The following is a 25,647-nucleotide window of genomic DNA, read 5'->3' as shown; positions in this document are numbered from 1 at the left end:
GAACAGTTACGAATTTTACACGTATCCTGGGCCTACCTCATCTCAAGTTTATTAACTAAGCCTTTTGTATTTTAGTTGTCGATAAATAAGATAAAAAAACAATAAAATTGAAATAGAAACTAAGAAATATATTACTATATTACTAAATCTTGTGTTTAATAAATATCTTAACTGTAAAAAATTTAAAATTTGTAATAAAACTAAACATATAAAAAGAAGTAATATATAAAAATTTGACTTTACATATAATGGTATATTTGAAACAGATCTATTTTTTATCAACGCAATAGAACATAGTAGTGCTATGAAGAGGGTAAATCCGAATAACAGTATAAGCAATAAATCATAAAGAGTGAGGCCAAATATAATTACATTTAATATACCAAGTAATATTGATATAAAAGCAGCTATGGTCAAAGAAAATTTTTTTCTGCTCGAGTAGTACTAAACCAAAACAGCGCACTATTCATGTTTCTATCTCTCTCTGTACAGTATATTGCTTGCGATTTTAAGACGCACTCTTAAAATGTTCGTTTTTCTAATAGAATAAAGGAAAAGAACTCAACACACATTAAATGAAAAGAACGAAGTCGATGCCTCGATCAGTACATCACAAAGGATATGTAACGGATCTTACTGATGATCAATGAAAATTATTAGCACCATTGATCCTAACTGTGTTTCCAAAAGTGACGTTCGAGATCATTTCTCGGCGCAAATCTTCAAACCTAAAAAGGGTTTTTAGGCACAACGCAAACGCAAGGTCGTCACATGTACCTTCATCTGATACGATCCATCAATGGGTCCGTAACTATGAAGAACTACCTTTCAGCAGTGAAGCTTTCATCCAGATTGCTTTGGTCCGTCTCTTTTTGACATGTTTGGCTTCATTCTAGCTCCCATAAACCATTTTAACAGTAATAATAGAGATATGAACAGATGTTAAGTAAAAATACCTAACATCTGCGAATGTTTATCTTACTCTTGATGTAAATGTGATTACTTGATGGCGGTAAAATTGGACAATTCTCTAGCGGCCTGCTAAGGTTGCCTTTTTCTTTCCCATCGTGGTGTAAAGGCTTGAAAAGCCGATTGAGGAACGTGTTTGCTGAGAAGTTCCTCCGCAAGAAGCGCCACGGAATTATCAAAAAACTACGCCATTTAGTAATCATATTTACAATGTCCAAATATCTGAACGTGTTTCCTGAATTGATGACCAGTATCTTTGTTCGAACCTGAGAGATCATCTGCCAAGGAGATACAACCTGTTGGCTGTGAAAAATGTTGCCAGATTGTGGATATCTGATACCCGAGCTTGTATCCTAAAAGGAGGTCTGGCCAAAATAGTTTTGGCCAGATCTCTGTGTGCGTTTCTTTTTTCTGTATCCTCAAAGGTTATGCGGGTGAGCGCAATACATTGGTCATGAGTCGGTTCCTTCCATTTACTTTCAACTTATGACCGAATTATAGCTGATTGCCCGTTAAGAATACATCAAAATTGAGTCAGAGCCCGAAAAACCACGTTAAGGAATTTGATCTCTTATGACTCCAATGAGGATGCCATGCTAGAGCGACTCACGAAGCTTTCGTTTGTTCACGTAGGTATTGAGAGCGAAATGGTTCGTGTACCCTAGCAAACTGGCAATCTTACGGACAGAGAGTCCCAGTGAGAGGAGTTCCTTGATGCGTGGAAGGTCAGCTTCAAACTGGCTCTTCTGGATCGTTCCCTTGGGCTTACCGAGCATAACGGCCTGACTTTTCTTGGCGCTCAAGGCTTCCTTTGTTCTCATACTCATGAGATCGCGCTCCAGTTCTGCCAGGAGAGAAAAAACCGTCACGATTATCTTTGAGCTCATATCATGCTGACCAGTGCTAAGAGCGTGTTTGGGAATGCAACGAGAGGCAACATTTGGTAGACGATGAAGTATGAGTACAATCTATCCAAGCAACCTCTCCGATGCTGAGTGGGAGTGCTTGCAACAGCATTTCCCCTCCGAACCCTCACGCGGCAGACCTCGGACCGAAACCTCATCACGACCGTGTTGACATGGGTGTTTCATATCTCTTGGACGAAGTGGGATGCAACGGAAAATCAATACGAAGGCGTCTATCGAGCGCTGGCGGTTAGCCAGAGGCTGGGAGAGGAACAGCTAGCCATCGCATTTTGTCTGGATTTCAAGCAGGCGGCGCTGCAAGAAGGCGCGTTCGACCGTATTTTGTGTGAGGGTGAGCGCGGTACGATAGGCTTCACACGCGCTCTGCCAGTCGCCAGCACGACGGAGGAGGTCCGCGCGTGCAGCGTGGAAGTTGCGGTACTTCTTGAGCCCACCGTCAGCGTCAAGTTCGGCAAGTAAGGTAAGACCGTGCGCGGGTGTGCTTGCCATCGCCACTGCGACGGCCCAGTTCAGCCTGACGACGAGCGAGCCATTGAGCCGGACCAGTTCGCTGTAGAGCAGCGCGATCTGGAACCAGTCGGTCTCTTCAGCGCGGGTTGCCTGAGCGTGGAGCGCGCTGATCGCGGCCTGAATCTGGTATGCTCCCGGTCTGCGCAGGGCGAGAGCACGATCCAACACCGCTATCCCTTCTGCTATCTGCGTTTGATCCCAGAGCGAACGATCCTGCTCTTCCAGAGTGATAAGTTCACCGTGAACGCTTAAACGAGCGTGGCGGCGCGAGTCGTGCAGCACCATCAAGGCAAGCAGGCCAAGAACCTCTGGCTCCTCTTGGAGTGTTGGTTCCTCGCAGAGCAGGGTGGAGAGGGCACGACAGAGACGAATGGCTTCAGCGCAGAGTTCCTGCCGTATCAGAGCATCCCCGATGCTGGCGCTGTAGCCAGCGTTGAAGATGAGATAGAGTACGGCCAGTACGCCATCAAGCCGTTCGGGCAGACGTTCAGGCGAGGGGACGCTATAGGGAATACCTGCATCGCGGATCTTGCGTTTGGCGCGCACGAGGCGCTGAGCCATTGTTGCTTCGGGTACGAGAAAAGCGTTCGCAATCTCTGGAGTCGTCAGACCACCCAGCGTGTAGAGCGTCAGGGCTACCCGCGCCTCCATGTGGAGTGCGGGATGGCAGCAAGTAAAGATGAGTTTCAAGTGATCATCGGGAAACGTCTCAGGCGGAGAGGGGACGCTCTGCTCCTCGATCTCAACGAGCGTCTGCAAGAGTTCTTGCTTACGCGCAAATGTCTGAGCGCGGCGCAGGCGATCGATGGCCTTGCGCCGGGCTATGGTCAGCAGCCAGGCAGCGGGATTCTGTGGAACGCCTTCGTCTGGCCAGTGTTCGAGTGCGGCGAGAAAGGCTTCTTGCAGCGCATCCTCAGCCAGTTCAAAGTCTCCCAGGCTGCTGATTAACGCTGCACGCACACGGCTCCCCTCATGACGGAAGACCTGCTCGATGCAATCATGAATATAGTGTTGCGTCTCTGTCATACAATTCTCATCTGCCCCATCTCACCCTCAGACCAGGCTGAAGGTGAGACAGCAAACTGCAGATTAGTCCCATTCCATTACAGGGCGAATCTCGATAGAGCCGATCTGTGCGCCCGGCATTTTCGCGGCGAAGTCGATGGCCTCATCCAGATCCTTACATTTCAGCACATAAAAACCGCTCAGCTGCTCCTTGGTCTCGGCGAAGGGTCCATCGGTCGTCAAGACTTTCCCATCGCGCACACGCACGGTCGTCGCCGCATTGACCGGATGCAGCACCTCGCCGCTCAAAAAGACACCGCGATCTGCAACTTCTTTGCTAAATGCTGTGTAAGCAGCAAACTCCGCATCCAGTTCAGCCTGGCTTCTCTGCCGCGCCACTTCTTCATTGCTAGCGATCAGTAACATATAACGCATAGTGAAAACCTCCTGTAGCATAGCATTTCTGTCAATTCTTAGCAGTCAATTCCGCTTCACCTTAACGACGAACGGCCATCGACGAATTCGACAGTTCAGGCGACGAGTTTTTGAGATTCCCAAAAATTGCGGTGATGGACTCAAAACTGCAACCCGCGCCCACTACATACATCTCATAAGACGTCTTTCATAAAAAAGACACGTTCGGATTATCGAGAGAAAGAACCACGCGTGGAAAACAAAAACCTGAAAATCCAGTCTCTTGTTCTCTTTCTCTTGATCCTTGCGAACGTTATCGCACACGTCCCCTCTTCCCTTCATCTCTACGACAATCCCAACACCCTCCTGGCGCAGGCAAAGGGGATATCCATTCTGCTCTTCGTCTTTGTGGTCTTTCTTCTCGCTGCCATCTTCTTTTTCAGGCGCACCGTTGCGGGCTACTGTACTGACCCACCAGTGCGGCGGCGCAAGAGCCGAGGTCGCATCGTCTTGATCCAACCTCCACTCTGGGAAATTTCCGCACTCGGCTAACTCCATGGTTTTCTCCTACGCATCGTTTTGGTCCAAGAGATATGAAACACCTATGTTAACACGGTCGTGATGAGGTTTCCTCGGACCCATTCCTTACGAGAAATTTGTCATGCCATCTTGTATGTTCTGCGAACTGGTTGTCCTTGGCGCTCCCTTCCTTGCAACTTTCCGCCTTGGCAAGCAGTGTATTCCCATTTTCGACGCTTCCACCTGAAAGGAAGCTGGCACCAGGTGTATACAGCTCTTCGAGTTGCTGAACGCGAACGAGTAGGCAAAAATGCGCAACCAAGTGCAGCAATCATCGATGCGTCATCCGCGTCAGAACTGTCGAGGAGTCGGACACCATCAGCGGTTTTGACGCTTACAAGCACGTCAAGGGCCGTAAAAGGCATCTTCTCGTTGATACACTCGGCTTGCCGCTCTCCATCTCTGTGACCCCTGCGGACGTACATGATACCAGAGGTGCTCGTTGCCTCCTGGCAGGGCTCGCTCCATTGGTGCCACATAATCCGCGAAAATCTGGGCGGATGCTGCTTATCGAGGCAAAGACTGAGCCGACTGGTGCCCGCGCTGAGGGCAACTGGGACCTGACGGTTGTGGGGCGATCTCCAGACACACGCGGGTTCAGCGTTCAGCCCTGAAGGTGGATCGTGGAGCGTACGTTTGGTTGGCTCTCCCGTTCTCGTCGATTGAGCAAAGACTATGAGCGGCATCAGTCCAGACCAGCGAGACGCTCATACAGGTGGCAATGATTCGGCTGCTCGTAGCCCGTCTAGGTCGGAGCGTCTAACCCATTTCCCAAACACGCTCTTAAAAATGTCGATTCCTGTACAATTCATTCGTCGTTTTAATGAAAGCGACAAAGGGTTGCTGGACAAAATAGAGGAAAGCATACAGGAGGATTGACACCATGCGTTTTTTAGCACTAAATTACGGTAGTGAAGCGGCAGCCGCTACAATGAGCAAGGCTGAGCAGGAGGCTGAGCTGACTGCATATAATACCTTTGGAAAGGAAGAAGCCGAGCATATAAATGGGGGCGAGGCTCTTCACCCAACGAGTACTGCCACAACTGTGCGTGTGCGCGAAGGCAGAACAATGACAACCGATGGTCCTTTCGCTGAAACGAAAGAGCAATTGAGGGGGTATTATATCCTACAATGTAAAGACCTGGATGAGGCTATAGCAGTTGCAGCCAAGATTCCAGAGGCGAAAGTTGGCTCAATCGAAATCCGCCCCATTGTTGAATGGGACTAGAGCATAGAATGGGCATGATGTTGTCGCATACGCGACAACATCATGTGCGTAATGGATGAGCATGGAAGCAAATATCCAACAGGTTCTGACAAACAGTATGTACGAGATATGGAACAAGGAGTAGAGATAAATGAGTACACAAGCGGCAGAGGGCAGCGTGAAAGTGGGCGATCAGGCTCCCGACTTCGCCCTGCCCACATCGGTCGATGGTGCGCAGCGTTTAAAAGACTTCCAGGGGAAAAAGGCCGTCGTCCTGTATTTTTATCCACAAGACGAGACCCCTGGTTGTACGGCAGAGGCATGCGCGTTCCGTGATCGTTATGAGGATTTTAAAGACGCGGGTGCTGAAGTCATTGGCGTCAGCTCTGACTCAGAAGAGTCCCATCAGCAGTTTGCCTCGCACCATCGTCTCCCTTTTATGCTTATTAGTGACCCCGATAGTGCTCTACGGAAGCTCTACGGTGTCCCTAATGAAGACACGCAGTATGGGCTGCTCCCTGGACGAGTGACATACGTCATCGATAAGCAAGGGATTGTGCGCCTCGTCTTTTCTGCAATTTTTGCCCCTGAGCAGCATATAGCCGAAGCGCTCAATATAGTGAAGGACACAAGCAACTCATAGTCGCCTCTGTTCCCTCCGATTAAAAGAAGATGGACGAGTTTACACTTGTCCATCTTCTTGCGTTAGAGCATAGCGTGCTCGTCTACGTCGGATAGCGAGAGCAAGTGGTGGAATAGCAAAAACGATAAATGCAATTGGACAGGGTTGGCTCTCCCGTTCTCGTCGATTGAGCAAAGACTATGAGCGGCATCAGTCCAGACCAGCGAGACGCTCATACAAGTGGCAATGATTCGGCTGCTCGTAGCCCGTCTAGGTCGGAGCGTCTAACCCATTTCCCAAACACGCTCTTAGATCGATATGTTGTTTTAAAGCAATCAGTCGGATGCCACGTTTGACTAGTTCGTTCACCAGAGCGCCGCATTGATGAAATTCTTGCCCGCCCGGAGTGGGGAGACACCTTGATGGTCACGGAGCTCTCGCGCTTGGGACGCAATACCTCTGAGATCATCCTGCTGGTCAATGCCCTCGTACAACGAGGTGTCCGGTTCGTCGCTTTGAAACAGCATCTTGATCTCACCGAGCACGATATGAGTTCCAACATTATCGTCACGGTCTTTTCTCTGCTGGCCCAGCTAGAACGCGACTTCATCAGCATGAGAACCAGGGAAGCTCTGGCGGCTAAGAAAAGCCAGGGGATCACCCTCAGCAAGCCGAAAGGAACCATTCAGAAAAGGGGTTTCAACATTTTTACCCCCAAATCCCCGCTAAGGATTTGGCAAGTCGATTGTAGTTTGTTCACTCCCCGTTAAGCGTTGGGTATGAGAAGAGAAACATAACGTATAGGAAGAAGGTCGCTTTATCCTCGAAATTTAAGAAATCTTCCCCATATACATGTGTTCATTTGATATCGATGGGAACCACTCCAAAAAACGTACAGTGAGACGATTCGCTCGTTTCCACCGTTTCCGTTGTAGGCTGCTGCTCGTTTTCCTGAACTGTTTCCTGCTCTCGTACCGTTTCATTGATACGTGCTGATGCTGCTCTATCCCTGTCAAGGACCAGATCATTAGGACCTGCACCATCAATGACTCGAAACGTATCTCGACGGAGCACGAGAAGCTTGCCGCTTCCTTGAGCGTCTCTGCTCGCACGTCGGTTTCTCCAGCAGAGTACGTCCATTCTAAGGCTATTGTGACAAGCTTCATGAGGTAGTCCATTGTGACGCGACCAGAGTGGGTCGGATCGAGAACGGGTTGTGTCAACCAGGCATAAATGGAGCTGGTCCATTGCCGTAAGTTGAGCTGCGGCAAGACTTCGCGGTGCACTGTTTCCAGGGTTGCCAGGATCTCGCGGACTTCTTCGCTGGTGTGTCCTGCGAAAGGCTGGATCTTGTCAAGGCGGCGACGCCATTGGAGCCAAGTGAGATCAGGTTGATCTAACGTTTCTTTGAGCGGAATGGTGTTGCAGCGTGCTGCTGCAACGAGGCACAGGCCCAGAGGATGATCGTACTGCAATCGCCCTTGATCTGTGATTTCCTTGATGAACATCAGGTGTTGCAGTGAAAGATCATAAGCATCGTCAACAATGATACACTGCGTCCCATACTGATTCAGGTGTCCCATGAGTTTCGGCTTACGGGTGCTCCAATGTCCTTTCGACGGTACGCCAAGCGCTGTGTAGAGCTGGTCGCCCAAGGCTTGCTCATCTTCATTGTTTTTCGGCGTCACTACCGCCAGAATCGCTCTGGAGCCTGCCGTTTTCACCATGTCGCGAATCCCCATCTTCTTCCCACTACCCAGATCAGCGACAATGACATGCCAGGAACGTCTTTGCCATCACCTAGTGGGCAGCACGTAAAATAACATCCATCGTTTCGCCAATCCGCTCGTCAGGGACTCCTACCACCTTGCGAGTCGCATCTTCCACCCCAATAATCACAACCCCTCCTTTGGCATTGGCCATTCCACACAGTCTTTCCGCCAGATCAACGGCACGAGGAGCCGCTAATTTGAGCCCAACCGTGTTTGTCTTACCGCCCTTTACAAGCCTCCTGAGTTCCGCATCACTCAGCTTACCCATAATACCTCCATTCCACGCTATTGTGACCTTATGTAGACCAATTCTAGCATACGCATGGGGGTCCCTCATAGGGGGTGTCCGAAGAAAGTATCTGGGCTCCCATAATAAGCACGCTAACGACTATAGGAATCCACTTACGCAGAAAAAAGATCAGCTTATATCATTCCTGTCATGCCCTCTTGTAACGCCTCACTTTTCGTGCGGCCTGGCGCCGGTGAGAGTCTGCCGCCAGGAATGGAAGACAGCCCTGTAGTATCACCCTCGTACATCATCCACTGTAGATTCGTTCCCATTCCTCATCCGGATGCTTATCAAACATCTGTACTGCAACTTCCTTCACGAGAGTGAAGCACGGTTTGTACGGATAAACAGGTAAGGGAGAAAAGATATGATCGAGGAGCGTCATCCTTTTCTATGGAAGCAACACGCTTCGGAAAATTCTCACCTCTCCTACTGTCCTTCTTACATGTGTTATAGAACAGAAAAGAGGTCATCATGGGCAAACGACCCGGCGTGAAATATGCAGCTGTTCAGCGATAAAGGCTTATATTGGTAAGCTTGTTCCATTTTGATAAAACAAGTGAGCCTGGCCGAAGTGGACAAGAGCCATCGTATCTGAGAAACGACAGTCAGATCAAACTACATGTGAGAGCAAAAGACAAACTCATTGTTCAAGGGAGATTGTTCCTATTACTCTGAACAGCTTTTCTCCTCTTCTGTCACTGTAATACTAGTAGCGGTCCATTACTGCCATTCCACCTGCTCGACGGCAGCAATGAGCGCCTGCATAGCGGGCGAAAGCCACTTTTCTTTGTGCCAGATCATCTGGACAAAAAGCTGTGCATCCTGCAATTCCCAGGGCAGCACAGCTATCTTGCCCTGGTCCACTTCCGCCCGCACGGCCATCTGCGGCAGAACGGATATTCCCATCCCCACCATTACACATTGTTTTACCGCTTCCGCATTGGTGACCTCTATCACTACAGCTGGCTGCACCCCTGCCCTGGCTAGGGAATGCTCAAACAGTGAACGATAGCTGCACCGCCCCTCTGTCAGCAAAATGGTTTCGTTCTCCATTTCAACAGGCTTTATCTGCTCTATCCCGACCAGTGGATGCCAGGGGGCAGCAATCACACACAATGGTTCGGGGAACAGAGGTTGTACAACCAGTTTGGCCGAATGCACCGACTGCTCCAGAATAATAGCGATATCCAGCGTGCCCTCATTGACCTGGCGCGAGATCTCTGCAGCTGCAGCGGGCCGAAATTGCAGATTCACATGTGGATAACGATTGTGCAGGTGATAGAACAACCTCGGCACCAGGTAGGTGCAGAGCGGCTCATGTGCACTCACCACCAGCGTCCCTCTCGGATCTTCCTGCGTCGAAGCCACTTCATACATTTCTTCGCTAAGATCCAGGATCTGCTCCGCATAACGCAAAAGACGTTCTCCCACCTCCGTCAAGGCTACCCGCCTGCCCAGCCGATCAAAGAGACGCACTCCCAGTTCCTCTTCCAGCGCCTGTATCTGCGCCGTAACGTTGGACTGTACATAATTCAGGGCCGTGGCTGTGCGCGTAAAATTGAGGGTTCTGGCAAGTTGGCGAAATGTGGCGAGCTGGCGTAATTCCATAGCTACCTACTTCTATCATTTTCATTGATGGTATTGATCACTATCAATCGTTGGACTTTATCATATCACCCCTGTACAATCACCTTGTAGGACGTCGAAGAGTCGATGTGGCAGGTGGTCACATCGGTGTTCAGATCAGGGAGATCGATCAGCCTGGAGACGGAAGGCAAAAGCACTGGTATTTTTTGGGGGCAGGGCTGGCCTTGTGGACAACTTTTCAACTGGGAGTCGCTACGTTTTTCCCCGCCAAATTACGCTAAGGACATTGAGACATGCAACAATCTAAACAGACACGAAAGCCAATTAAACGATCATATTCTCAGCGCATCAGAGAAGTATTGCTCTCGCTCTTTTTACTCAGAATTTTGACATGATGCTCCAAAAGAGCGGATGGTGTCTAGAATTCAGGAACCCCTTTTCAGGAAACTGAAACAACAGAAACGAGGAATGTATCATGGATGACTATATTGATAGTAGCGTACAAGTTGGTGAGATATCCATTGCGGTTCGTGATTTTGGAGGAAGTGGTCCGCCAGTTGTCCTGCTTCATGGCGGAGGACGCAATCTCTGTGACTGGTACCGCACGGTCCCATTTCTGCACCCCTATCATCGAGTGGTTGCTCTGGATTTGCGTAGCCATGGATATTCAACCCCCTACGAAGGGCGGCGACAGTTCGAAGATGATGTGAACGACCTTGAAGCTGTTATTGCTCACGTTGGCCTGGATAACCCATTTGTCATTGGTCACTCATTGGGCGGCCTCGTCGCGACCCTCTATGGAGCCCGATACCCTGATTGCCGAGGGGTGGTCAATCTGGATGGGATTGGGGTCTCGCTCCCAAGCACTTTTCCTGGTCCGGATCCCGAAGGGGCCCGACAAAAACTTCGTGCTCTCATCGAGGCGATGGCAGATCCTGCGAGACCAGCGGAGGATCTTCCTCCAACCTATCTTCATCAGGCAGATGTTGAGGCAAAAGTGGCAACAGTCAGAGCACAAGAAGGACATGACGTGTCCTTTGCTGTCTCTTTTACGGAACGCTCTTTCTTCAGATATCCAGACGGTCGTTACCAGGACAATCCCTCGGCCATCGCTCTGGCCGCACTTTCTGATGCCATCGTGGATTTTGATATTTTCGCGGTGACGCATCAGGTTCGTTGCCCTTTGCTTTTTATTGGCGCGGGAGAACAGAGTGGCGAGGCTCCTGGCGGCGATGAGATGGCCGAGAGTATGTATCTTTGGAGAAAAGGAGTTCAAATGGAGTTTGAATCCCTCTCCCAAAATTACCCCAATATCCATTGGGCTAGCGTTCCAGGGGATCACATGTTTATTTTGCATGAATCAGTGCCACATAGAGAACCCATTTTGCACTTTACAGGGGGAAAATGATAGAACTTTCATCGCCTCTCTCCTTGCTACGCCATAAAGACCTTCTTGGTCAATAAAGCGAAGGGTTGGTCGGAGTTTGAGGTGAGGAGTGGTTCTGTCTCCTTCGGCCCGGATCGCGTGGCGGATGAATGCTTGAAGCGTCGCGGTGAATCTTACGTCCATCGCTACCTTTCATCATTGGTGTTTCAACAAACCGAACGGTTTTGAAACACCAATGATTGGGTTCTCGTTCACCCTGGTCCAATGATCAGCTTCTGGCGTGCTGTCTCGACCACTTCTTTCGGGAGCTGACCATGGGAATCAAGCGTTTCCAGGAAAAGGGCATCAAACAAAGTTGGAAGAAAAACTGCGTCGTCTCGAACGAGAGAAAAAGGCGATTGTTACGACAATGCGATGGCAGTATCTTTCTTTGCCACGCTCAAAGCCGAATGCGTCGATCGTCAGTCTTACCCAACTCGACTTGAGGCTCGGCAAGATATTTTTCTCTTCATTGAACAATTTTATAATAGAAAACGGCTTCATTATAGATTTTAAATTTCTCTGCTCAGGTTTACAGGCATGGCAAAAAACAGCATGAACTAATCATTTCTGTTTGTGCATCCCTTTATCTGGAAGCTGAAATAGATCATCAATAATCATCTGTTGGCCTGTTTGTATGGATTCATTGGCAGCAATACCGACAAGAATAGAAGCAGCGCCATCAATATGTGAAGCCGCCCGTTGTAGGGGATCCTCAATAGTATGAGGCGAGAATAAGTGGCTTAATAAAACCGTGTCCGCACCCCCATGTTCTCCTTCACCTTCAGTCACAGCACTATCATAGGGTGTACCAAAGGTTGGATAGACGCGAATCCGCACGGCCTTAGATGAAGGCGTCGGCTTCTGAACGGCAGCAGGCGTTTCTCCATGAGAAAAAAGATCGGGAATAGTATCGGCAACATCCATTTCAAGACGCCCTTTAGTGCCTGTAATCGCGACATGCAATCCTTCCCAGGGGGAATAAGCAACGAGAGAATATGATAACAACACACGATTGCGATAGCGCACCATAACACACATGGTATCTTCAATGGTAATTGGTTCCCCAAAGACATTCCGATCACGCAAATATCCTGTCTCTTCCTCTGCTGCCAGGTACAAACCACGATTTTCTTCTTTGGCATGCAGCGACAAGGCAAATGGATCATGAGTCGCTTCTGGAACATCGGTATAGCGGTCGTAAGAATACCGTTCACCACGTTCTTCCGCATTCTTCTTGCCATAAAATTGGAGTGCACCCATAGCAAAAACTGCTTGCGGATACGAATCAATCCACCAATTGACCAGGTCAAAATGATGGGTCGCCTTATGTACTAAGAGCCCTCCGCTATACTGCTTTTCTCGATGCCAGCGACGAAAATAATCAGCCCCATGACGAACATCAAGCATCCACGAGAAATCAACGGCCAATGGCTTGCCTACCACGCCTTGCAAGAGCAATTCACGAAAGCGCGTGTGGATAGGCTCGTAACGTGCATTGAATGTGACCCGCAACGATTTGCCGGTACGGTCAATAGTGTGCATAATAGCACTTAGTTTTTCCACATCTGTTGTCATGGGCTTTTCTGTAATCACGTCATAGCCTTGTTCCATCGCCCGTGTAATATAGATATGGTGAGTCGCGTCCACAGTCGTCACAATCACAACATCAGGATGTGTTTCTCTCAACATCACATCAAATTGTTCAGCATGATAGGTTGGGACAGCGGACAATCCAGCACGCTTCTGGATGCGTTGATTATACCAATTCATTCGTATCTGACTCAGATCGCACAAAGCGACAAGCTTAGATGAATCATGATACGTCGTTGTGAGAGCATCAATAAACATTCCCGCGCGTGAACCTGTACCAACAAGAGCATACCGCTTCTTAGACATAGAATACATCTCACCTTCACTATGAAGCTGTTTACATTTCCCATCTACTATAGCGACTCACCAGGGGCACATCTATGTACAATTCAAATAATTGAAAAGGATCAGGAAAACGGATGACGAGTTCTTGGATACCAACTGCTTCATACGCAGTAATTCGTCGGCGGATCGTATCAAGGCTCCCAATAAGGACAGAGTGCATCATCGTTCCAAGCACTTCTTTCATTTTTTCAGGAACTCTTGCCAAAGCTTCTTCATCGGTATCGGCAACCATACAAATCGTTCCCGCCGTGCGATAAATATTCTGGTAGTTCCGTCCAACATTTTCGCAGTGGTGTTGAAGTATCGCAAGCTTGTGTCCAATAGTCTCCACATCCTCACCAATATTACAGGCGTCACCATACTTGGCAACAAGTTTGAGCGTGACCTTCTCACCATTGCCACCAATCAGTAACGGAATGTGAGGTTTCTGGACCCCTTTGGGCTGATTGATTGCACCATGCACCTGATAATAGTTGCCCTCAAAGATGGCTTCTTCCTGCGTCCACATTGCCTGAAGCACGTGAACTGCTTCGCTGAGTTGACTCAAGCGCTCAGGTGTTTCAAGCCATTCATATCCATATGCATAATGCTCTTGCTGACCGGAACCTGCTCCGATTCCAACCGTCAGTCGTCCATGACTGAGCACATCAACGGTGCTCGCCATCTTCGCAAGCAATGCTGGATTGCGATACCCATTACAGCTGACCATTTGACCAATGCGTACTCGTTTGGTATCACGTGCCAGCGCCGCCGTACTGGTCCAAGACTCAAAGATGAGGGCTTGCGAAGACTGAGGTGCTGTATGCACATGATCGACAAGCCAGACAGATTCATATCCGACTTCATCAGCGGTCTGAGCTGTATGCGTCATCGCTTCATAGGCTTCAACAGGACTTTGAATACTTGAGAGGTCCATCAACCAACCCTGGGGAAGAAAGAGACTATACTTCATACGCTTAAAACACCTACCCTTCCTTTTAACAGTATTACGTTATATTGAGTACAAAGTGCTCATTGAAATGGAGGGTCTTCACTCTTTCTGCGACGTATTTCACCGCTTACCAGGTTCTCACTCTGCCTTCAACGAGTTTATCCATCTCATTACAATCAGGTGGCACACAGCACTCGTATTCGAAGTAAATCGAACTTCGCTCGTCCATACATACTCAACGAGATCCTCCTTGTTTCGTCTTTCACATCATCTCTTGTCTGCTCACTCCGTTCTTTGCGTTCTTCATCTTTTGAATCGTCAACCAGTCGGTTGACATGTTTCTGCGAGAGATGTATACTAGCTATGTCAACCAATTGGTTAGCACTTCTAGTTGGATACAAGAAGAAGACGAACGATGCATCCATGCGTCACTTCATGGGATCAAACGGCATTGAACGTTCCTTACAGATGCAGCAGACAAAAGAGTATGTGTATCCCAATGATCAGCCTGCTTCTCTTCATTGGTACCACGACCATCGCATGGCTTCTCTTTTTGTTGCGGCGTGAGAGTCCCAAAGAGCCAAAACGAAAAAAGACGAGTGGAAGTGTGCAAAGAAGACACGCACGCTCTCCTTTTGTCAAGGAGACACAGTATGACTGAGACCCCTTTTCCCCGTGCTTCCTCATGGAGTATAATTACGTCGCGCAGGAGTTGGCAAGCTCATGTGCTCGCGCTCTCGTTACGCGTGTATCGCGTGTGGACACGCTTTCAGTCTCAGGACCTCTCGGTTCAACGCGCATCCCAGGATGCCTTTGGTGCCCATCTGCCACTGGCTCCCAACGTCCAATTCATTCCTCTGGCTGTTGGTGACTGTCCAGCTGAATGGGTGATCCCACCAAATGCCCTGCTTGATCGAGCCATCCTCTACCTGCATGGGGGTGCCTACATTGGAGGGTCGCTGACATTACACCGAGGATTAGTCAGTCGCATTGCAGCATCCTCCAGAGTACAGGTGCTGAATCTTTCCTACCGTCTTGCGCCCGAACATCCCTATCCAGCTGCTCTAGAAGATGCGACGAGTGCCTATCAATGGTTGTTGACGCACGGCGTTGACGCTCACCACCTTCTGATTGCAGGTGATTCGGCGGGTGGAGGGTTAGCCGCAGCCTTGCTCGTGACGCTACGGGATTCCCACCTTCCCCAACCCGCAGGAGCGGCATTCCTCTCACCCTGGACAGACCTTTCGGATACAGAGAGGTCGTGGGAGAGGCGGGAGGCCTCTGATCTTTTGCTGACCCCTTCCAGCTTACACAGAGGTGCGCTGCACTACCTGGGAACACACTCGCCACACATGCCGCTTGCCTCGCCAGTGTATGCCGATCTGCATGGGTTGCCTCCCTTGTTTATTCAGGTGGGCGGCAACGAATTGTTACTCGATGATATTCACGCGTTTGCGCGACACGCTGAGGAGGCTGGTGTCACCGTGCAGGTGGAAGAGTGGCCAGGGATGTTTCATGTGTGGCAGATGATGGCGGCCACGCTTCCAGAGGCACAAAGAGCACTTGAGCACCTGGGGCATTTTATTGACGCCGTCCTGGAGGAGAAGGAATGAGTTCTGTGCCTCTTCCCAATCACTGGACACCAACACAAGAAAAGAGAAAACGATCATGAACGTCGAGAAAAGTGCATCCTTTGCCCTTCCTGCAAGCGCTATCTTTCGAGTCATAACGAATTTCCAGACAAAATCTTCCTGGCAAACCGATGTGCTTGAGGCATATCTGGTCTCGCCCGGCTTGCTCCAACAGGGAGCAAGTGTTTTTCAAGCTCGCACGTATGGAGGACGCCGCAATGAAACGACCCTTATCATCAGCGAGTATGTGCAGGATCGCCAGTTGACATTGGAGACTCCGATCAATGAACGACCAAGGGCCCGTGAGTCCTATCACATCAAACCACTCTCTGAGCAAGAATGTCGTCTCTCCTTCCAACTCGAACTGGATGGTATTCCGCCCGTTCTCACATTTCTCGTTCGCCAGGTCATCGCCACCACGATGGTTTCGTCTTTGGAGCGTCTTCAGGCGTTACTCGCGAAGCAAGGGCAGAAGTAAGAAGGATTGCACCATGTTTCCCTGGCATATCATCGCTCTCTTGTTTCATCAACTTGGGACACCAGGATTGTTTTTCGCCATTGGCCTTGACTGGCTCAGCACAACGCAACTCCGACGTGTCCAGACCATCGAACTGGCGCGACTCTGGGCGACCGTCATGCAGCCCCTGGCACTGATCTACGCAGTCGCGAGATCCTTTTGCTCACGACGGGCATTTTCCTGATTCAAACAGCGTGGGGATGGTCTCATGCATGGATTGACCTTTCCTTAGGGGCAACGCTCGCCCTCGCAGTCATAGACACAGCAATAGGAGGGCCTCGTCTCCAGGCGATTCGTCGGCATCTTGCATCCCTCCCTGGAGGACCACTTCCTGCATCATTGAAGCACCGGACTCGTGATCCAATATTGCTAATCTGTGTTCGAACACTCACCCTGCTGTCGGTTGGAATCGTGGTGCTTATGGTCGTGAAACCAGCAAGCTGGTGGAGTTGCATCGGTGTGCTGCTGGGAGCCGTCCTCATTGGACTGATCGCTGCAGTTCCTGCATTTACCATGCAGAGACGAGATGCTGCATGAGAGAAGAGGCGCGAAAAAAATGAAGCGGTTTCTAAAAAGTTGTTTGTGACAAAAGGATCCTTTTCATGGAAAATCATTTGTATTCGTACTCACCAATCATCAGACGACCACGTCTTCACCTTCCCCACAATGCTCGTGTCGCATTCTGGGTAGGAGTGGCCGTTGAACACATGCCATTGGATCAGCCTGGGATGAGCCTCAATCCATCCACAGCCATGTTCAAACCAGACCCCTTAAACACGGGCTGGCGGGACTACGGCCCACGTGTGGGCATCTGGCGCTTGATGGATCTCTTTGACCGCTCTGGCATCCGAGCGAGTTGCCTGCTGAATTCTGATGCGTGTACGTATTACCCGGAAATCGTAGAAGAAGGGAAGAAACGAAACTGGGCCTGGATCGCACATGGAAAGAATAACAGTGTGCGTCTTGGGACGATGACACGCGAAGACGAGCGAGTATACCTGACAGAGATGACGCAGGTGATTACAGAGGCAACGGGACAGCAACCGAAGGGGTGGCTTGGGCCAGCACTCACCGAAAGCTTCAATACCCCCAGTCTTCTGCAAGAACTGGGATATAGCTATCTCCTTGACTGGGGGTGCGATGACCAGCCGTTTTCCCTCAACGTTCTACAGGGTCGTCTGCTCTCGGTGCCATACTCTCTCGAAATCAACGATTCTGCCATCTATGTAAGCAAGACCCTCCCAGGGAAGGAGTACGCACAAATGCTCATCGACCAGTTCAAGGTACTCTATGCTGAAGGAGCAGACACTGCCCGTGTGATGGGATTGGGTCTGCATCCTTTCATCAGTGGTCAGCCTTTCCGTATTCGGTATCTGCAAGAGGTTCTTGCCTATATCTCTCAGCAGAAGGATGTCTGGCTGACCACAAGCGACGAGATCGCTACATGGTATTTGAACGTTGAAGCTGAGGCGTGAAGGAAAACGTTCCCCTTTTGAAAGAGAGTATACTTTTATGACTCAAACAGACCTGCGTTTTCGCATATTTCGCTTGACGCTTTTAGATACCTGTGGATAGGGGCCGCTTGCAAGAGATCATAACGAGATTTCGGCCTTGACCACAGGATGAAGGCTAGTATCGCTGTATGTTTGCTGCTTCTTTCCAGATACTAGCCTTCGCAAGTATGTTTTATATCCATCAATCGTTTAAACACAAGCAAGGATTGAAATCATGATACACACAGATGAGATGATATCCATTAGTTTGTCTATGCCACATTTCAACCTTTCGTTGAGCAACGTGATGAAACCGTTGGAGCTATATGGAACCAATCGCACTTGCTCATGGCCTTAATCTCCATAGACCGAAGTTGTCATTCTGAGAAAATGGGCACGCGAAGGCAATTCTTGCAAGATACGCGGGTGAACGGTTTCAGGCAACGGCATCTGCTGCTGTCGCCAGTTTTGAGCCAGTTCTGGTCCTAAGTAGGCTAACCAATACACATCTGATGGTGCCAGAAGTTGTGCACTATCTCCACTCTGTATTAATGGCAAGAATTGCGTCTCTAAGAGCGTTAGTTCAAACATATGCTCAAATGGGCTAAAATAACCAAAAACTGCCTTACCTTGTTCGCATAATTGGAGCCAACGCTTGACAAAGGCTTCGCTATACTCAGGCCAGTCCTCATAGTACATCGCCGAATCGACTACCCAGATTGTTATTACTGGGTATGGACCAACCTTAGGGTCAAACCAAATTGTTTCTCGCTGATCGGGTCCCTCCGCCTCAATAATGCCACTCTCTAAACGTACAAGCGCAGCAAGTGACAATTCAGGAGTTGCTTCTGTCCTCACAGGATATCCCTCCCCAGCAAAACGTGGAAAACCATCCTCATCAGGAAGCCGCACATCATAGGAATCCAGCAAGAGCTCCATAGCATTCAATGTGGCCGTAATCAACGCATCCCTTGTCTGATTCGACTCAAAAAAGAGGCAACTGCCAACATAATCGCTCATAAGGTCGCTCCTTTCTCTTTTAGTAATGCATGCTTTACGCATCACACCACAAAGAAACAGAGCAGTACACGGGATGAGAAAGGCTCTCTTCAATCTCATCCCAAGCTTTTATTACTGATCATCCCTGCTTTGTTTACAGGGCGTGATCATCCAATCATTTTTCCCCAAAGACGCCTTCACTGGTACGAATAAATTGTGCTCCAGAAGGTTGTTCATGTGTGAGAAATGGTTGAGGACTGGACCATGATGTAGGCCAACGGATGTGCTCCTGCTGCCACCTTTTGGCCAGTTCTGGTCCAACATAGACTAGCCAATTCTCATCACTGTCCTCAAGAAGTTGAGACAAATCATCAGCCTGCAGATGAGGAAAAATGTGCTCGTCAAGGAAATCCCGTTCAGTCCTCAATTCAAAACGGCTAAAATACCCATAGATCGCATGGCCTTGTTCGCATAATCTAAGCCAACGTTCCGCTAATTGATCAATCGATGTATACGGTGATTGATTCCGTAAAGCTGGCTCAGCTATAGAAATGTTCATGACAGGATACGGTCCGGTCACTGGCTTAAACCACGGCTCATCCTCTACCCAGAGATTCGAAAGACTATACGGACCAGCCGCAGGCTCCAACCAATATGTCTCTGGGCGTGTCTCATCAAGGACATTGATTCCACCGCCGCGATGACCTAACTCCACGAGTGCCTGCTCAATTGGTAAACTGGTCGCAATAGGAACGGCATATCCTTCACGAGGCAGCAACACTTCAATATCAACAGGAGTCAGTTCCATGGCTTGGAGTATTGCTTGTACAAGGCCGGCATACGTCTGGGTTGATGGAAAGAGGAGATATCCTCCAAGGTAATTCACGTGTTACTCCTTTTTCGCTTATCAGATTTCTATTCCGCATATTTTACGGCAGCAGACTTCCCCAATCACCAGCAGGCGGATCATAAGGAATTGATGAGGCTGGCGGTATCAACTTAAAGTGGATATCTTTAAATTTATTTTCCAGGTATTGTAGATCTTTTAATGACTTCGCATCAGTTGGCGTAGCCACCACTACATCAAATACAATAGCAGGGTGTACATTTTTTATATCCTGTATGTTTTGTATTTGTTGCGCACCTGGAAGTGGATACCCTGGTTTGCCCTGCTGTGGAAGTTGAATGACGACTTCAGTGGCACCTTGATTAATATAATTTTGAACTTGCTTTAACGCTGAACGCCAGTTAGACTTTACTGAACCATTTTTTATCTCAATCCACTTTAATGGATTTCCACTGCCATCCTTTTCTTGAATATCAACTTCTCCACCGGCAATTGGAACTCCGAAATGTACTAGTTGATGATTAGCATCAGCTAGTTTGACTGATGCCCATTCCCCCCAGAAGCCGACTAAATATTTATAACTTCCTTCTATTTGTGCATTTGTGAATGTAAAAGGATCAGTCACAGAGGTAATGGGGTTCCAAAAATCCTTGTTAAACCGATCTAACATTCTTTGCGTATCTACCGCGTAACGCCGAGCAAGAGAGTTTGGATCTGTACTCGTGAGTTCATTATATATTTGCTGCCCCTGACCCTTCATCTTCATATAACTAAGATAGTTTTGTACCTGTGCTGATGTCAACCCTGGATGAGTTGCCTGATACAGCTCAGCAATGCCAATGAATTTTAACTGTTGCGCAGTCGTCAATTCATTCATCATCTTAGCAGTGTTCGGATCATTGAAAACAGTAAAGGTTCCTATGCCACCTTTAATGATAGCGGCAATCGCATCGGGGTCCAGGTAGCCTGCTTTAATGAGCTCATCAATTTCGAGTGTTGTATAACCCAGGCGCGATACAACATCATTATGTAAGCGTTGTTGTTCCGGTGTAAGCAAATTCAATGGGCTCGGTCCTGGTCCCACTCCGGGGGGAGGCACTGGTGTTGGCAAGGTATTTTTTTGTTGGGTCTGGTATCCAATCAGCTCATCGTAGAGCATACTCCCAAGCACAACAAGCACCAACACAATGACCAGCACAACGAGCACAATTACGAGCACAATAAAAATGATGAATTGAGTGCCTTCTGTCGGGTCTCCATCTTCTTGCTCTGCTTGCTCACCAGTCACCGCAACCCACTCTATGGCCTGCTCTACCCCTTGCACTACCGGGTCGTCCAACACCGAAGGTGGAGGGCTCATCGTCGCAGTATCCAGGGTTAATACGCTCAACGCTGCCATAGGCGCAGAGAGGCTGTACACGCTACCAGGTGCCTGACTGAGATACGCATTCACGTGGCCTTCTAGCGTGGCGTGGTACATATGCTGCGTCTGCGCATGTTCTATCAGCACAGTAAAATACTTATGGTAATCTTGATGCGTTTTTAAGAGGGACTCCGCACCCGGTCCATCATAGGAGGAAGCGGTTCCACTTCCTTGAAAGAGCTCTTTCATATGGGCATCGATGGCCTGTGCGGTATCTTGATGCAGAGAGGCTGCCTGCGCCCATTGCTGGGCCAGCAGCGAAAGGGTCGTGTCCAGAGGTTTGGCTGGTCCCGTCAGACGTTGTAACAACAGCTGATGCGGATCACCCCTCATAAGGTTTACAATGCCAGACAAAAATGCTTCTACTGAAAGTCCGAGCCTGGCCGAAAAGGAGAAGACATCAACACCATTTCCATCAAGCTCGTTCACGATGGTTTCTAGCATACTGGCATCCACACCCACAGAGGTCGCCAGACTTTCCACCGTATGCCCAATCGTATTCGCAATATCACTGAATAGAGACATCATGCCTCCCTATACAAATTGACTCATTTCAATTTATCAAATAGGACTACGTTGCTGCTTCTTTAGCCAGAATAGTCAAAAAGATTTTTCACCGTATGATCACCCTTTTCATAGGCATCAGCAGCTTTTTCCATGTTCAATGCGAGTTGATGATAGTGTTCATAGTGTGCATGAACAGCCGTGTGCCAGGAACTATTGGCAGAGGAATGACTGGCAGCTAAATTGTGAGGAAGCATCCCAGCATTTGCCGAAATCTGTGTCCAGAGTTGCTGATGGTTCGCTTGACTTTCTTCAAGCAGTGTACGAATAAGCCGTGCCTTTTCGCGTAGCATCGCGGGAGAAACAGTAAATTTATCCATATCCCTCCTTTACAAGCCAGGATAGAATGACATGTTTTGTAACATCTTTGAGCAAAAATAGCCACTGGGGTTTTAAATGCATAAAATTAGTACATCGAACTAAAATCAATATGCAGCCATATAATAGCATAAAAGACTTCGATAATCTACCAGGTATATTCAAGTAATGTTTTGTGAAATGAGAGTAACTGTCAGGAAAAGAAGAGACTCATGCGAGCACCCCTGGTGATACCATCCACCTCTTCTGCATATGCAAGATACTTATCTCCGTTGTAAAAACGTGAGATTCTGACGGTGACACATTTTTTGAGACGGATCACATCCCAACATGCATGTTCACAAACCTGACCCGCCACATTGAAGAAAAAGCTGAACTATGTATGTCAGAAGCCGGCTGATTTCGAGACAGAGAAAACGACTGTTTTCTACGATAATATAGCTTTGCTTTCCCACGGGATGCGCAACGAGCTGCGAGGTGAATGACCGAGAAGGAGACCGGATAGATTGGAGCGACACCCTTGCTCTGGGAAGAAAAAAGGGATAGAATTTCTCAAAGAAAATCCGAACAAGAATACTTAGGAGAACGAGGATGGATCAGTGGGAGACAAACGAACAGGATTCGGACAAAGCCTCAGGTGAATCTCTGGGACACGCCCCGAGCGAGTTGACATCCATCTGGTCCTGGCGACAAACAACGCGGCTGACCTTGCGTCGCTTACAGCCGACCGATGGATCAGCGATGTTTGCGGTGCATGGTGATCCAGCCACCTACCACTGCAGCCCGGCTCGTCCGCATCCAGACCTGGCGACCAGCGAAGAGATGTTGCGAGGATGCCTGTGCGACTGGGAAACTTTTGGCTTCGGGTACTGGGCCGTTACCCCCAAACAAGAGGAAAAGATCATCGGTTTTGGGGGAGTAGAACATCGAGTCTGGCGTGATCGAGACGTGCTCAATCTCTACTACCGGTTTACGCCCAGTGCCTGGGGGCAGGGATACGCAACCGAACTAGCGCAGACGGCTGTGAGCCTGGCCCGAACCTATCTTCCCCAGTGGCCTATCGTCGCTCGCACAAGAGCAAACAATCTCCCCTCTATCCGTACTGCTGAACGAGCGGGATTGATCCGGCGTCCGGATCTGGATACGGAACATGTAGTCTTCGCCCTGGGCTGGTAGCTTCCCACCTGCCCATTACAGCAAGAGACCTGCTCTCTTGCCTGGAGCGTGCTTATAGCAAGGGCAAGATGCTCAAAGACAGAGCGGGCCGAGATGATCAGCAAACGACTGGGAAACCCCAAACAGTCTGACTGCTCTTCCAGTTCGGGACGCAGTGGGTAAAGGTTGTCGAGAGAACGAGCTGAATTATATTGGTACTACATCCCTACGACATCTAACCATAGATCTCCCTCAGTCAAAGCTTGGAAATGCCTCAAAGTTAATGGGAGAAGTATACCTGTGATACGTTTTCGCTCATTGTTATGAAAAAGAAAGAGAGGTAAGAAGACCTTCAGGATCAACCTGACCATATTGTTCGCCAGGATGGAAGATGACGGCCTGATGTTCCTCAAAGAAAATTTGGTAACCAACTGGCATCGTTATATATGGAAATAAGCCTGGGAAAGACTCCACCAGATGACGCAGGTGAATGGTGGCTAATTCAGCGGGATCGTCATGGTTATGATCATGGTCACAACAGCCAATGAACCAACCACTCTCACGGGCAGTAGGTTCCCAGGCTCGATGGGCCATAATGGGACGAAGATGTGCGATCGTCTCAGGATTCACGCGTGCACAGGTGAGGGCAATATGCGCAGGAGAGGGATGGTCTCCCAGGCCAGTGATATGATTGCGCCGCATCACTTCGTGTTGGAGTTGCAGTAATGTCAGCGTATGAGCGACACCCATACCATACGATGGATCATCATGAGTGAAAGCATGCTTCTCTTCCTCAATCAATAACGTATCCGCGCCAGCGCCACTCAGCTGATACTCGTCATTCACAAAACGCAACATCGTCCAGCCATAGCGAAGCGTTTGTCCCGGCAAAATGCGCCTGGGTTGACTTCTCAGATAATCTTCAAGAAATCGAAGCAGATCAATAAGGAGCTTTTCTCGCGGATCGTGCTCAGGCCAGGAAATCTGGGTCGCGAGCTCGCGCTGTCCAAGCATGCGTAAGCCGTCTGTATAGACCCAACGCACGTGTTGTTCATCTTTACGAAAATGAAGTTGCATCATGTCTCCAATCTCACAAAGTCCGGTTCCCATACGCTACAAAACAAGCTCGTTAATGATTATGTACAGATAAATACGTATGTGCATACTCATAACAGCCACTAATAGTCATGGAACGTATTGTATCTTAACAATAATAATTGTATTATAATAGAGATATGCAATGAACGAAGAAATTTCCTCTCTTCGTTCTTTCCTACAACAAAGAAAAGAGTCTAGCGATGCTAGAAACCCTCAACTCCGTTCCATGGGACACGTTAGAGCATGCCTATGGGAAAGCCAGTAACGTCCCCGATTTAATTCGGGCTCTTGCCTCACCAGTGCAACACGTATGCGATGATACATTAGAGCAACTCTGGTTTAATGTCATCCATCAAGGAACTGTGTATAGTTCGACAGCGTTCGTCGTTCCTTTTTTCTGTGAATTAGTAAAAGCACCAGATGTACTCAATAGGGATCAATTACTCTATTACCTCGCCACCATTGCACGTGGAGCTTCTTATGCCGATGTTCATGTGAAAGAAGCAGCACGACGAGAAACACCAGAGATGCAAAAGCAAATCACGGAAGAGCTCGGATGGGTGCAAGCAGCCAGCAATGCCGTGAGCGATGGATATCCAACATATATATGGTTGTTACATGATCCTGATCCAACCATCAGGGAAAGCGCAGCCCATACACTCTCACGTTGCCAATCGCACGCAGAACAAGTCATACCAATCATGAAAGAACACCTCACGAGAGAAAAGGATTCCTCTGTACAGGCCAGCCTCATCTTGAGTCTGGGCATGCTTTCACGCAATGATGAGGAAGCGGTGCTCTTTTTTCACAACACACTCCAGGAAGAAACGGATCCCCTGCTACAGATTGCGACCGCGATCAGCAGTACTTTTTGTCTGCGAGAACAGACGAGTCAAGAGGCACTCAAAGTGCTCATCCAAAGTTATGAGCTCCCTTTGGCAGTGAAACAACGCTTCGGTAGACTTTCCTTCGCAAACGTTAATCTAGGCGCTTACGTAAGTAGTGCCCTGCGCCGTATCGGTCTATCTATCGCTCCTCTCGTCACGCCTATCCTTATCCATAATGTTCGACATAGTGATACGTGGAACGGTCAAACGCTTGTCAACAACCTTCTCTTCTTTGCCCTGGAGGGCAAGAAAATTACGCACACGATGACTGTAACTGACCTTTCTGATCTTCAGAAGGACGCGCTAACCGCCATCTATGAAACGGAGGATCTTTGGGAATGGGGAATGTCATTTACCGTTGGTAACTTTTTTGATCCCAGGTTCAACCCATCTCCTCCGTCAGTTTGGGGTCGAGAATATGTAGGAGCTTTTCTCGCCGGTCAAAAAGTATTCAACTATTAAATCTTCTCACATGCTAATGTAGCATTTTCATAGAGGTTCACACACAGGCTATTTTCTTGTTTTCATCTTATAGTT

General features: G+C 48.7%; 27 protein-coding genes and 3 pseudogenes. 17 read left to right on the top strand and 13 right to left on the bottom strand.

Annotated features, from left to right (window positions below; genetic code table 11):
• Nucleotides 1-1,565 precede the first annotated feature (1,565 nt).
• Nucleotides 1,566-1,856, bottom strand: coding sequence for a hypothetical protein (locus EL633_RS17260; RefSeq protein ID WP_371865545.1), 291 nt, complete (start codon nt 1,854-1,856; stop codon nt 1,566-1,568).
• A gap of 70 nt (nt 1,857-1,926) precedes the next feature.
• Between EL633_RS17260 and EL633_RS37115 the strand changes: the two are divergent.
• Nucleotides 1,927-2,022: pseudogene (locus tag EL633_RS37115) on the top strand (transposase); the annotation flags it as partial.
• Nucleotides 2,023-2,150: 128 nt separating this feature from the next.
• On the opposite strand, the gene EL633_RS17250 reads toward EL633_RS37115, so the two are convergent.
• Together EL633_RS17250 and EL633_RS17245 are read right to left on the bottom strand one after the other, a co-directional pair.
• Entirely contained in the window at nt 2,151-3,431 is a 1,281-nt protein-coding gene (locus EL633_RS17250) for an RNA polymerase sigma factor (protein WP_126628373.1), read from the bottom strand.
• 63 nt (nt 3,432-3,494) lie between these two features.
• Nucleotides 3,495-3,845, bottom strand: coding sequence for a YciI family protein (locus EL633_RS17245; protein ID WP_126628372.1), 351 nt, complete (start codon nt 3,843-3,845; stop codon nt 3,495-3,497).
• 231 nt (nt 3,846-4,076) lie between these two features.
• On the opposite strand from EL633_RS17245, the gene EL633_RS17240 reads away from it, so the two are divergent.
• The 6 genes and pseudogenes from EL633_RS17240 to EL633_RS17210 all read left to right on the top strand — a co-directional run bounded on the left by EL633_RS17240 (nt 4,077) and on the right by EL633_RS17210 (nt 7,002).
• Nucleotides 4,077-4,376: a hypothetical protein gene (locus EL633_RS17240; protein WP_126628371.1), complete on the top strand. Its 300-nt coding sequence runs from the start codon at nt 4,077-4,079 to the stop codon at nt 4,374-4,376.
• 78 nt (nt 4,377-4,454) lie between these two features.
• A pseudogene (locus EL633_RS17235) lies at nt 4,455-5,227 on the top strand (IS5 family transposase); the annotation flags it as partial.
• A gap of 59 nt (nt 5,228-5,286) precedes the next feature.
• Nucleotides 5,287-5,631, top strand: coding sequence for a YciI family protein (locus tag EL633_RS17230; RefSeq protein WP_126628370.1), 345 nt, complete (start codon nt 5,287-5,289; stop codon nt 5,629-5,631).
• A gap of 130 nt (nt 5,632-5,761) precedes the next feature.
• Entirely contained in the window at nt 5,762-6,253 is a 492-nt protein-coding gene (locus tag EL633_RS17225) for a peroxiredoxin (RefSeq protein ID WP_126628369.1), read from the top strand.
• Nucleotides 6,254-6,395: 142 nt separating this feature from the next.
• A pseudogene (locus EL633_RS38150) lies at nt 6,396-6,511 on the top strand (IS5/IS1182 family transposase); the annotation flags it as partial.
• A gap of 101 nt (nt 6,512-6,612) precedes the next feature.
• Nucleotides 6,613-7,002 (top strand): recombinase family protein, encoded by a 390-nt coding sequence (locus EL633_RS17210; RefSeq protein WP_126628368.1) that lies wholly within the window; start codon nt 6,613-6,615, stop codon nt 7,000-7,002.
• Between the two features lie 60 nt (nt 7,003-7,062).
• On the opposite strand, the gene EL633_RS17205 is transcribed toward EL633_RS17210, so the two are convergent.
• From EL633_RS17205 to EL633_RS17195, 3 genes are all read right to left on the bottom strand, one after another.
• The gene (locus EL633_RS17205; protein WP_371865561.1) at nt 7,063-8,004 is read right to left on the bottom strand and encodes an AAA family ATPase; all 942 of its coding nucleotides are present in this window, start codon (nt 8,002-8,004) and stop codon (nt 7,063-7,065) included.
• A 28-nt stretch (nt 8,005-8,032) separates the two neighbouring features.
• Complete coding sequence (locus EL633_RS17200) at nt 8,033-8,272, bottom strand: AlbA family DNA-binding domain-containing protein (protein ID WP_161982205.1); 240 nt, start codon at nt 8,270-8,272, stop codon at nt 8,033-8,035.
• Nucleotides 8,273-9,016: 744 nt separating this feature from the next.
• Nucleotides 9,017-9,904 (bottom strand): LysR family transcriptional regulator, encoded by an 888-nt coding sequence (locus tag EL633_RS17195; RefSeq protein WP_126628366.1) that lies wholly within the window; start codon nt 9,902-9,904, stop codon nt 9,017-9,019.
• Between the two features lie 454 nt (nt 9,905-10,358).
• Here EL633_RS17195 and EL633_RS17190 point away from each other — a divergent pair, with 454 nt between their 5' ends.
• Both EL633_RS17190 and EL633_RS17185 read left to right on the top strand, forming a co-directional pair.
• Nucleotides 10,359-11,291 carry an alpha/beta fold hydrolase gene (locus tag EL633_RS17190; protein ID WP_126628365.1) on the top strand — a complete coding sequence of 311 codons (933 nt, stop codon included), beginning with the start codon at nt 10,359-10,361 and terminating at the stop codon, nt 11,289-11,291.
• Nucleotides 11,292-11,684: 393 nt separating this feature from the next.
• Nucleotides 11,685-11,825, top strand: coding sequence for an IS3 family transposase (locus EL633_RS17185; protein ID WP_126628364.1), 141 nt, complete (start codon nt 11,685-11,687; stop codon nt 11,823-11,825).
• 48 nt (nt 11,826-11,873) lie between these two features.
• Here the strand turns inward: EL633_RS17185 and EL633_RS17180 are convergent, their stop codons facing one another.
• Both EL633_RS17180 and EL633_RS17175 read right to left on the bottom strand, forming a co-directional pair.
• Nucleotides 11,874-13,208, bottom strand: coding sequence for a Gfo/Idh/MocA family oxidoreductase (locus EL633_RS17180; RefSeq protein WP_126628363.1), 1,335 nt, complete (start codon nt 13,206-13,208; stop codon nt 11,874-11,876).
• A gap of 31 nt (nt 13,209-13,239) precedes the next feature.
• Entirely contained in the window at nt 13,240-14,199 is a 960-nt protein-coding gene (locus tag EL633_RS17175; protein WP_126628362.1) for a TIGR03560 family F420-dependent LLM class oxidoreductase, read from the bottom strand.
• 342 nt (nt 14,200-14,541) lie between these two features.
• Here EL633_RS17175 and EL633_RS17170 point away from each other — a divergent pair, with 342 nt between their 5' ends.
• From EL633_RS17170 to EL633_RS17145, 6 genes are all read left to right on the top strand, one after another.
• Nucleotides 14,542-14,745, top strand: coding sequence for a hypothetical protein (locus EL633_RS17170; protein WP_126628361.1), 204 nt, complete (start codon nt 14,542-14,544; stop codon nt 14,743-14,745).
• 86 nt (nt 14,746-14,831) lie between these two features.
• Entirely contained in the window at nt 14,832-15,791 is a 960-nt protein-coding gene (locus EL633_RS17165) for an alpha/beta hydrolase (RefSeq protein ID WP_126628360.1), read from the top strand.
• A gap of 55 nt (nt 15,792-15,846) precedes the next feature.
• A complete protein-coding gene (locus EL633_RS17160) occupies nt 15,847-16,287 on the top strand; it encodes an SRPBCC family protein (RefSeq protein ID WP_126628359.1) in 441 nt (146 codons plus the stop codon).
• A 13-nt stretch (nt 16,288-16,300) separates the two neighbouring features.
• Entirely contained in the window at nt 16,301-16,510 is a 210-nt protein-coding gene (locus EL633_RS17155; protein WP_126628358.1) for a hypothetical protein, read from the top strand.
• A 155-nt stretch (nt 16,511-16,665) separates the two neighbouring features.
• Nucleotides 16,666-16,863 carry a hypothetical protein gene (locus tag EL633_RS17150; protein WP_126628357.1) on the top strand — a complete coding sequence of 66 codons (198 nt, stop codon included), beginning with the start codon at nt 16,666-16,668 and terminating at the stop codon, nt 16,861-16,863.
• Between the two features lie 65 nt (nt 16,864-16,928).
• The gene (locus tag EL633_RS17145) at nt 16,929-17,801 is read left to right on the top strand and encodes a polysaccharide deacetylase family protein (RefSeq protein ID WP_126628356.1); all 873 of its coding nucleotides are present in this window, start codon (nt 16,929-16,931) and stop codon (nt 17,799-17,801) included.
• 372 nt (nt 17,802-18,173) lie between these two features.
• Here EL633_RS17145 and EL633_RS17140 read toward each other — a convergent pair whose 3' ends face one another.
• The 4 genes from EL633_RS17140 to EL633_RS17125 form a co-directional block, all read right to left on the bottom strand.
• On the bottom strand, nt 18,174-18,839 hold the full coding sequence (locus tag EL633_RS17140; RefSeq protein ID WP_126628355.1) for a hypothetical protein: 666 nt from the start codon (nt 18,837-18,839) through the stop codon (nt 18,174-18,176).
• Between the two features lie 154 nt (nt 18,840-18,993).
• Nucleotides 18,994-19,704: a hypothetical protein gene (locus tag EL633_RS17135; RefSeq protein WP_126628354.1), complete on the bottom strand. Its 711-nt coding sequence runs from the start codon at nt 19,702-19,704 to the stop codon at nt 18,994-18,996.
• Between the two features lie 43 nt (nt 19,705-19,747).
• Nucleotides 19,748-21,616, bottom strand: a complete 1,869-nt coding sequence (locus EL633_RS17130; protein ID WP_126628353.1) for a hypothetical protein — start codon at nt 21,614-21,616, stop codon at nt 19,748-19,750.
• Nucleotides 21,617-21,675: 59 nt separating this feature from the next.
• On the bottom strand, nt 21,676-21,972 hold the full coding sequence (locus EL633_RS17125; RefSeq protein WP_126628352.1) for a hypothetical protein: 297 nt from the start codon (nt 21,970-21,972) through the stop codon (nt 21,676-21,678).
• Nucleotides 21,973-22,561: 589 nt separating this feature from the next.
• Here EL633_RS17125 and EL633_RS17120 point away from each other — a divergent pair.
• Nucleotides 22,562-23,146, top strand: coding sequence for a GNAT family N-acetyltransferase (locus EL633_RS17120; RefSeq protein WP_126628351.1), 585 nt, complete (start codon nt 22,562-22,564; stop codon nt 23,144-23,146).
• Between the two features lie 300 nt (nt 23,147-23,446).
• Here the strand turns inward: EL633_RS17120 and EL633_RS17115 are convergent, their stop codons facing one another.
• Nucleotides 23,447-24,205, bottom strand: a complete 759-nt coding sequence (locus EL633_RS17115) for an immunity protein Imm33 domain-containing protein (protein ID WP_126628350.1) — start codon at nt 24,203-24,205, stop codon at nt 23,447-23,449.
• A gap of 218 nt (nt 24,206-24,423) precedes the next feature.
• On the opposite strand from EL633_RS17115, the gene EL633_RS17110 reads away from it, so the two are divergent.
• Nucleotides 24,424-25,572: a HEAT repeat domain-containing protein gene (locus EL633_RS17110; RefSeq protein ID WP_126628349.1), complete on the top strand. Its 1,149-nt coding sequence runs from the start codon at nt 24,424-24,426 to the stop codon at nt 25,570-25,572.
• The last annotated feature ends 75 nt before the right edge of the window (nt 25,573-25,647 follow it).

It is taken from the genome of Dictyobacter alpinus (assembly GCF_003967575.1).
Taxonomy (GTDB): domain Bacteria; phylum Chloroflexota; class Ktedonobacteria; order Ktedonobacterales; family Ktedonobacteraceae; genus Dictyobacter; species Dictyobacter alpinus.
Note: the sequence above shows the minus strand (reverse complement) of the source record. Positions and strands in the feature narration are given on the sequence as shown.

Coding starts and splice junctions, on each gene's coding strand:
- EL633_RS17140 (WP_126628355.1), bottom strand. CDS start 18,839: ATGAGCGATTATGTTGGCAGTTGCCTCTTTTTTGAGTCGAATCAGACA.
- EL633_RS17175 (WP_126628362.1), bottom strand. CDS start 14,199: ATGAAGTATAGTCTCTTTCTTCCCCAGGGTTGGTTGATGGACCTCTCA.
- EL633_RS17260 (WP_371865545.1), bottom strand. CDS start 1,856: ATGAGCTCAAAGATAATCGTGACGGTTTTTTCTCTCCTGGCAGAACTG.
- EL633_RS17120 (WP_126628351.1), top strand. CDS start 22,562: ATGGATCAGTGGGAGACAAACGAACAGGATTCGGACAAAGCCTCAGGT.
- EL633_RS17195 (WP_126628366.1), bottom strand. CDS start 9,904: ATGGAATTACGCCAGCTCGCCACATTTCGCCAACTTGCCAGAACCCTC.
- EL633_RS17110 (WP_126628349.1), top strand. CDS start 24,424: ATGCTAGAAACCCTCAACTCCGTTCCATGGGACACGTTAGAGCATGCC.
- EL633_RS17155 (WP_126628358.1), top strand. CDS start 16,301: ATGTTTCCCTGGCATATCATCGCTCTCTTGTTTCATCAACTTGGGACA.
- EL633_RS17200 (WP_161982205.1), bottom strand. CDS start 8,272: ATGGGTAAGCTGAGTGATGCGGAACTCAGGAGGCTTGTAAAGGGCGGT.
- EL633_RS17250 (WP_126628373.1), bottom strand. CDS start 3,431: ATGACAGAGACGCAACACTATATTCATGATTGCATCGAGCAGGTCTTC.
- EL633_RS17130 (WP_126628353.1), bottom strand. CDS start 21,616: ATGATGTCTCTATTCAGTGATATTGCGAATACGATTGGGCATACGGTG.
- EL633_RS17185 (WP_126628364.1), top strand. CDS start 11,685: ATGGCAGTATCTTTCTTTGCCACGCTCAAAGCCGAATGCGTCGATCGT.
- EL633_RS17145 (WP_126628356.1), top strand. CDS start 16,929: ATGGAAAATCATTTGTATTCGTACTCACCAATCATCAGACGACCACGT.
- EL633_RS17125 (WP_126628352.1), bottom strand. CDS start 21,972: ATGGATAAATTTACTGTTTCTCCCGCGATGCTACGCGAAAAGGCACGG.
- EL633_RS17245 (WP_126628372.1), bottom strand. CDS start 3,845: ATGCGTTATATGTTACTGATCGCTAGCAATGAAGAAGTGGCGCGGCAG.
- EL633_RS17160 (WP_126628359.1), top strand. CDS start 15,847: ATGAACGTCGAGAAAAGTGCATCCTTTGCCCTTCCTGCAAGCGCTATC.
- EL633_RS17165 (WP_126628360.1), top strand. CDS start 14,832: ATGACTGAGACCCCTTTTCCCCGTGCTTCCTCATGGAGTATAATTACG.
- EL633_RS17170 (WP_126628361.1), top strand. CDS start 14,542: ATGTCAACCAATTGGTTAGCACTTCTAGTTGGATACAAGAAGAAGACG.
- EL633_RS17115 (WP_126628350.1), bottom strand. CDS start 24,205: ATGATGCAACTTCATTTTCGTAAAGATGAACAACACGTGCGTTGGGTC.
- EL633_RS17225 (WP_126628369.1), top strand. CDS start 5,762: ATGAGTACACAAGCGGCAGAGGGCAGCGTGAAAGTGGGCGATCAGGCT.
- EL633_RS17180 (WP_126628363.1), bottom strand. CDS start 13,208: ATGTCTAAGAAGCGGTATGCTCTTGTTGGTACAGGTTCACGCGCGGGA.
- EL633_RS17190 (WP_126628365.1), top strand. CDS start 10,359: ATGGATGACTATATTGATAGTAGCGTACAAGTTGGTGAGATATCCATT.
- EL633_RS17230 (WP_126628370.1), top strand. CDS start 5,287: ATGCGTTTTTTAGCACTAAATTACGGTAGTGAAGCGGCAGCCGCTACA.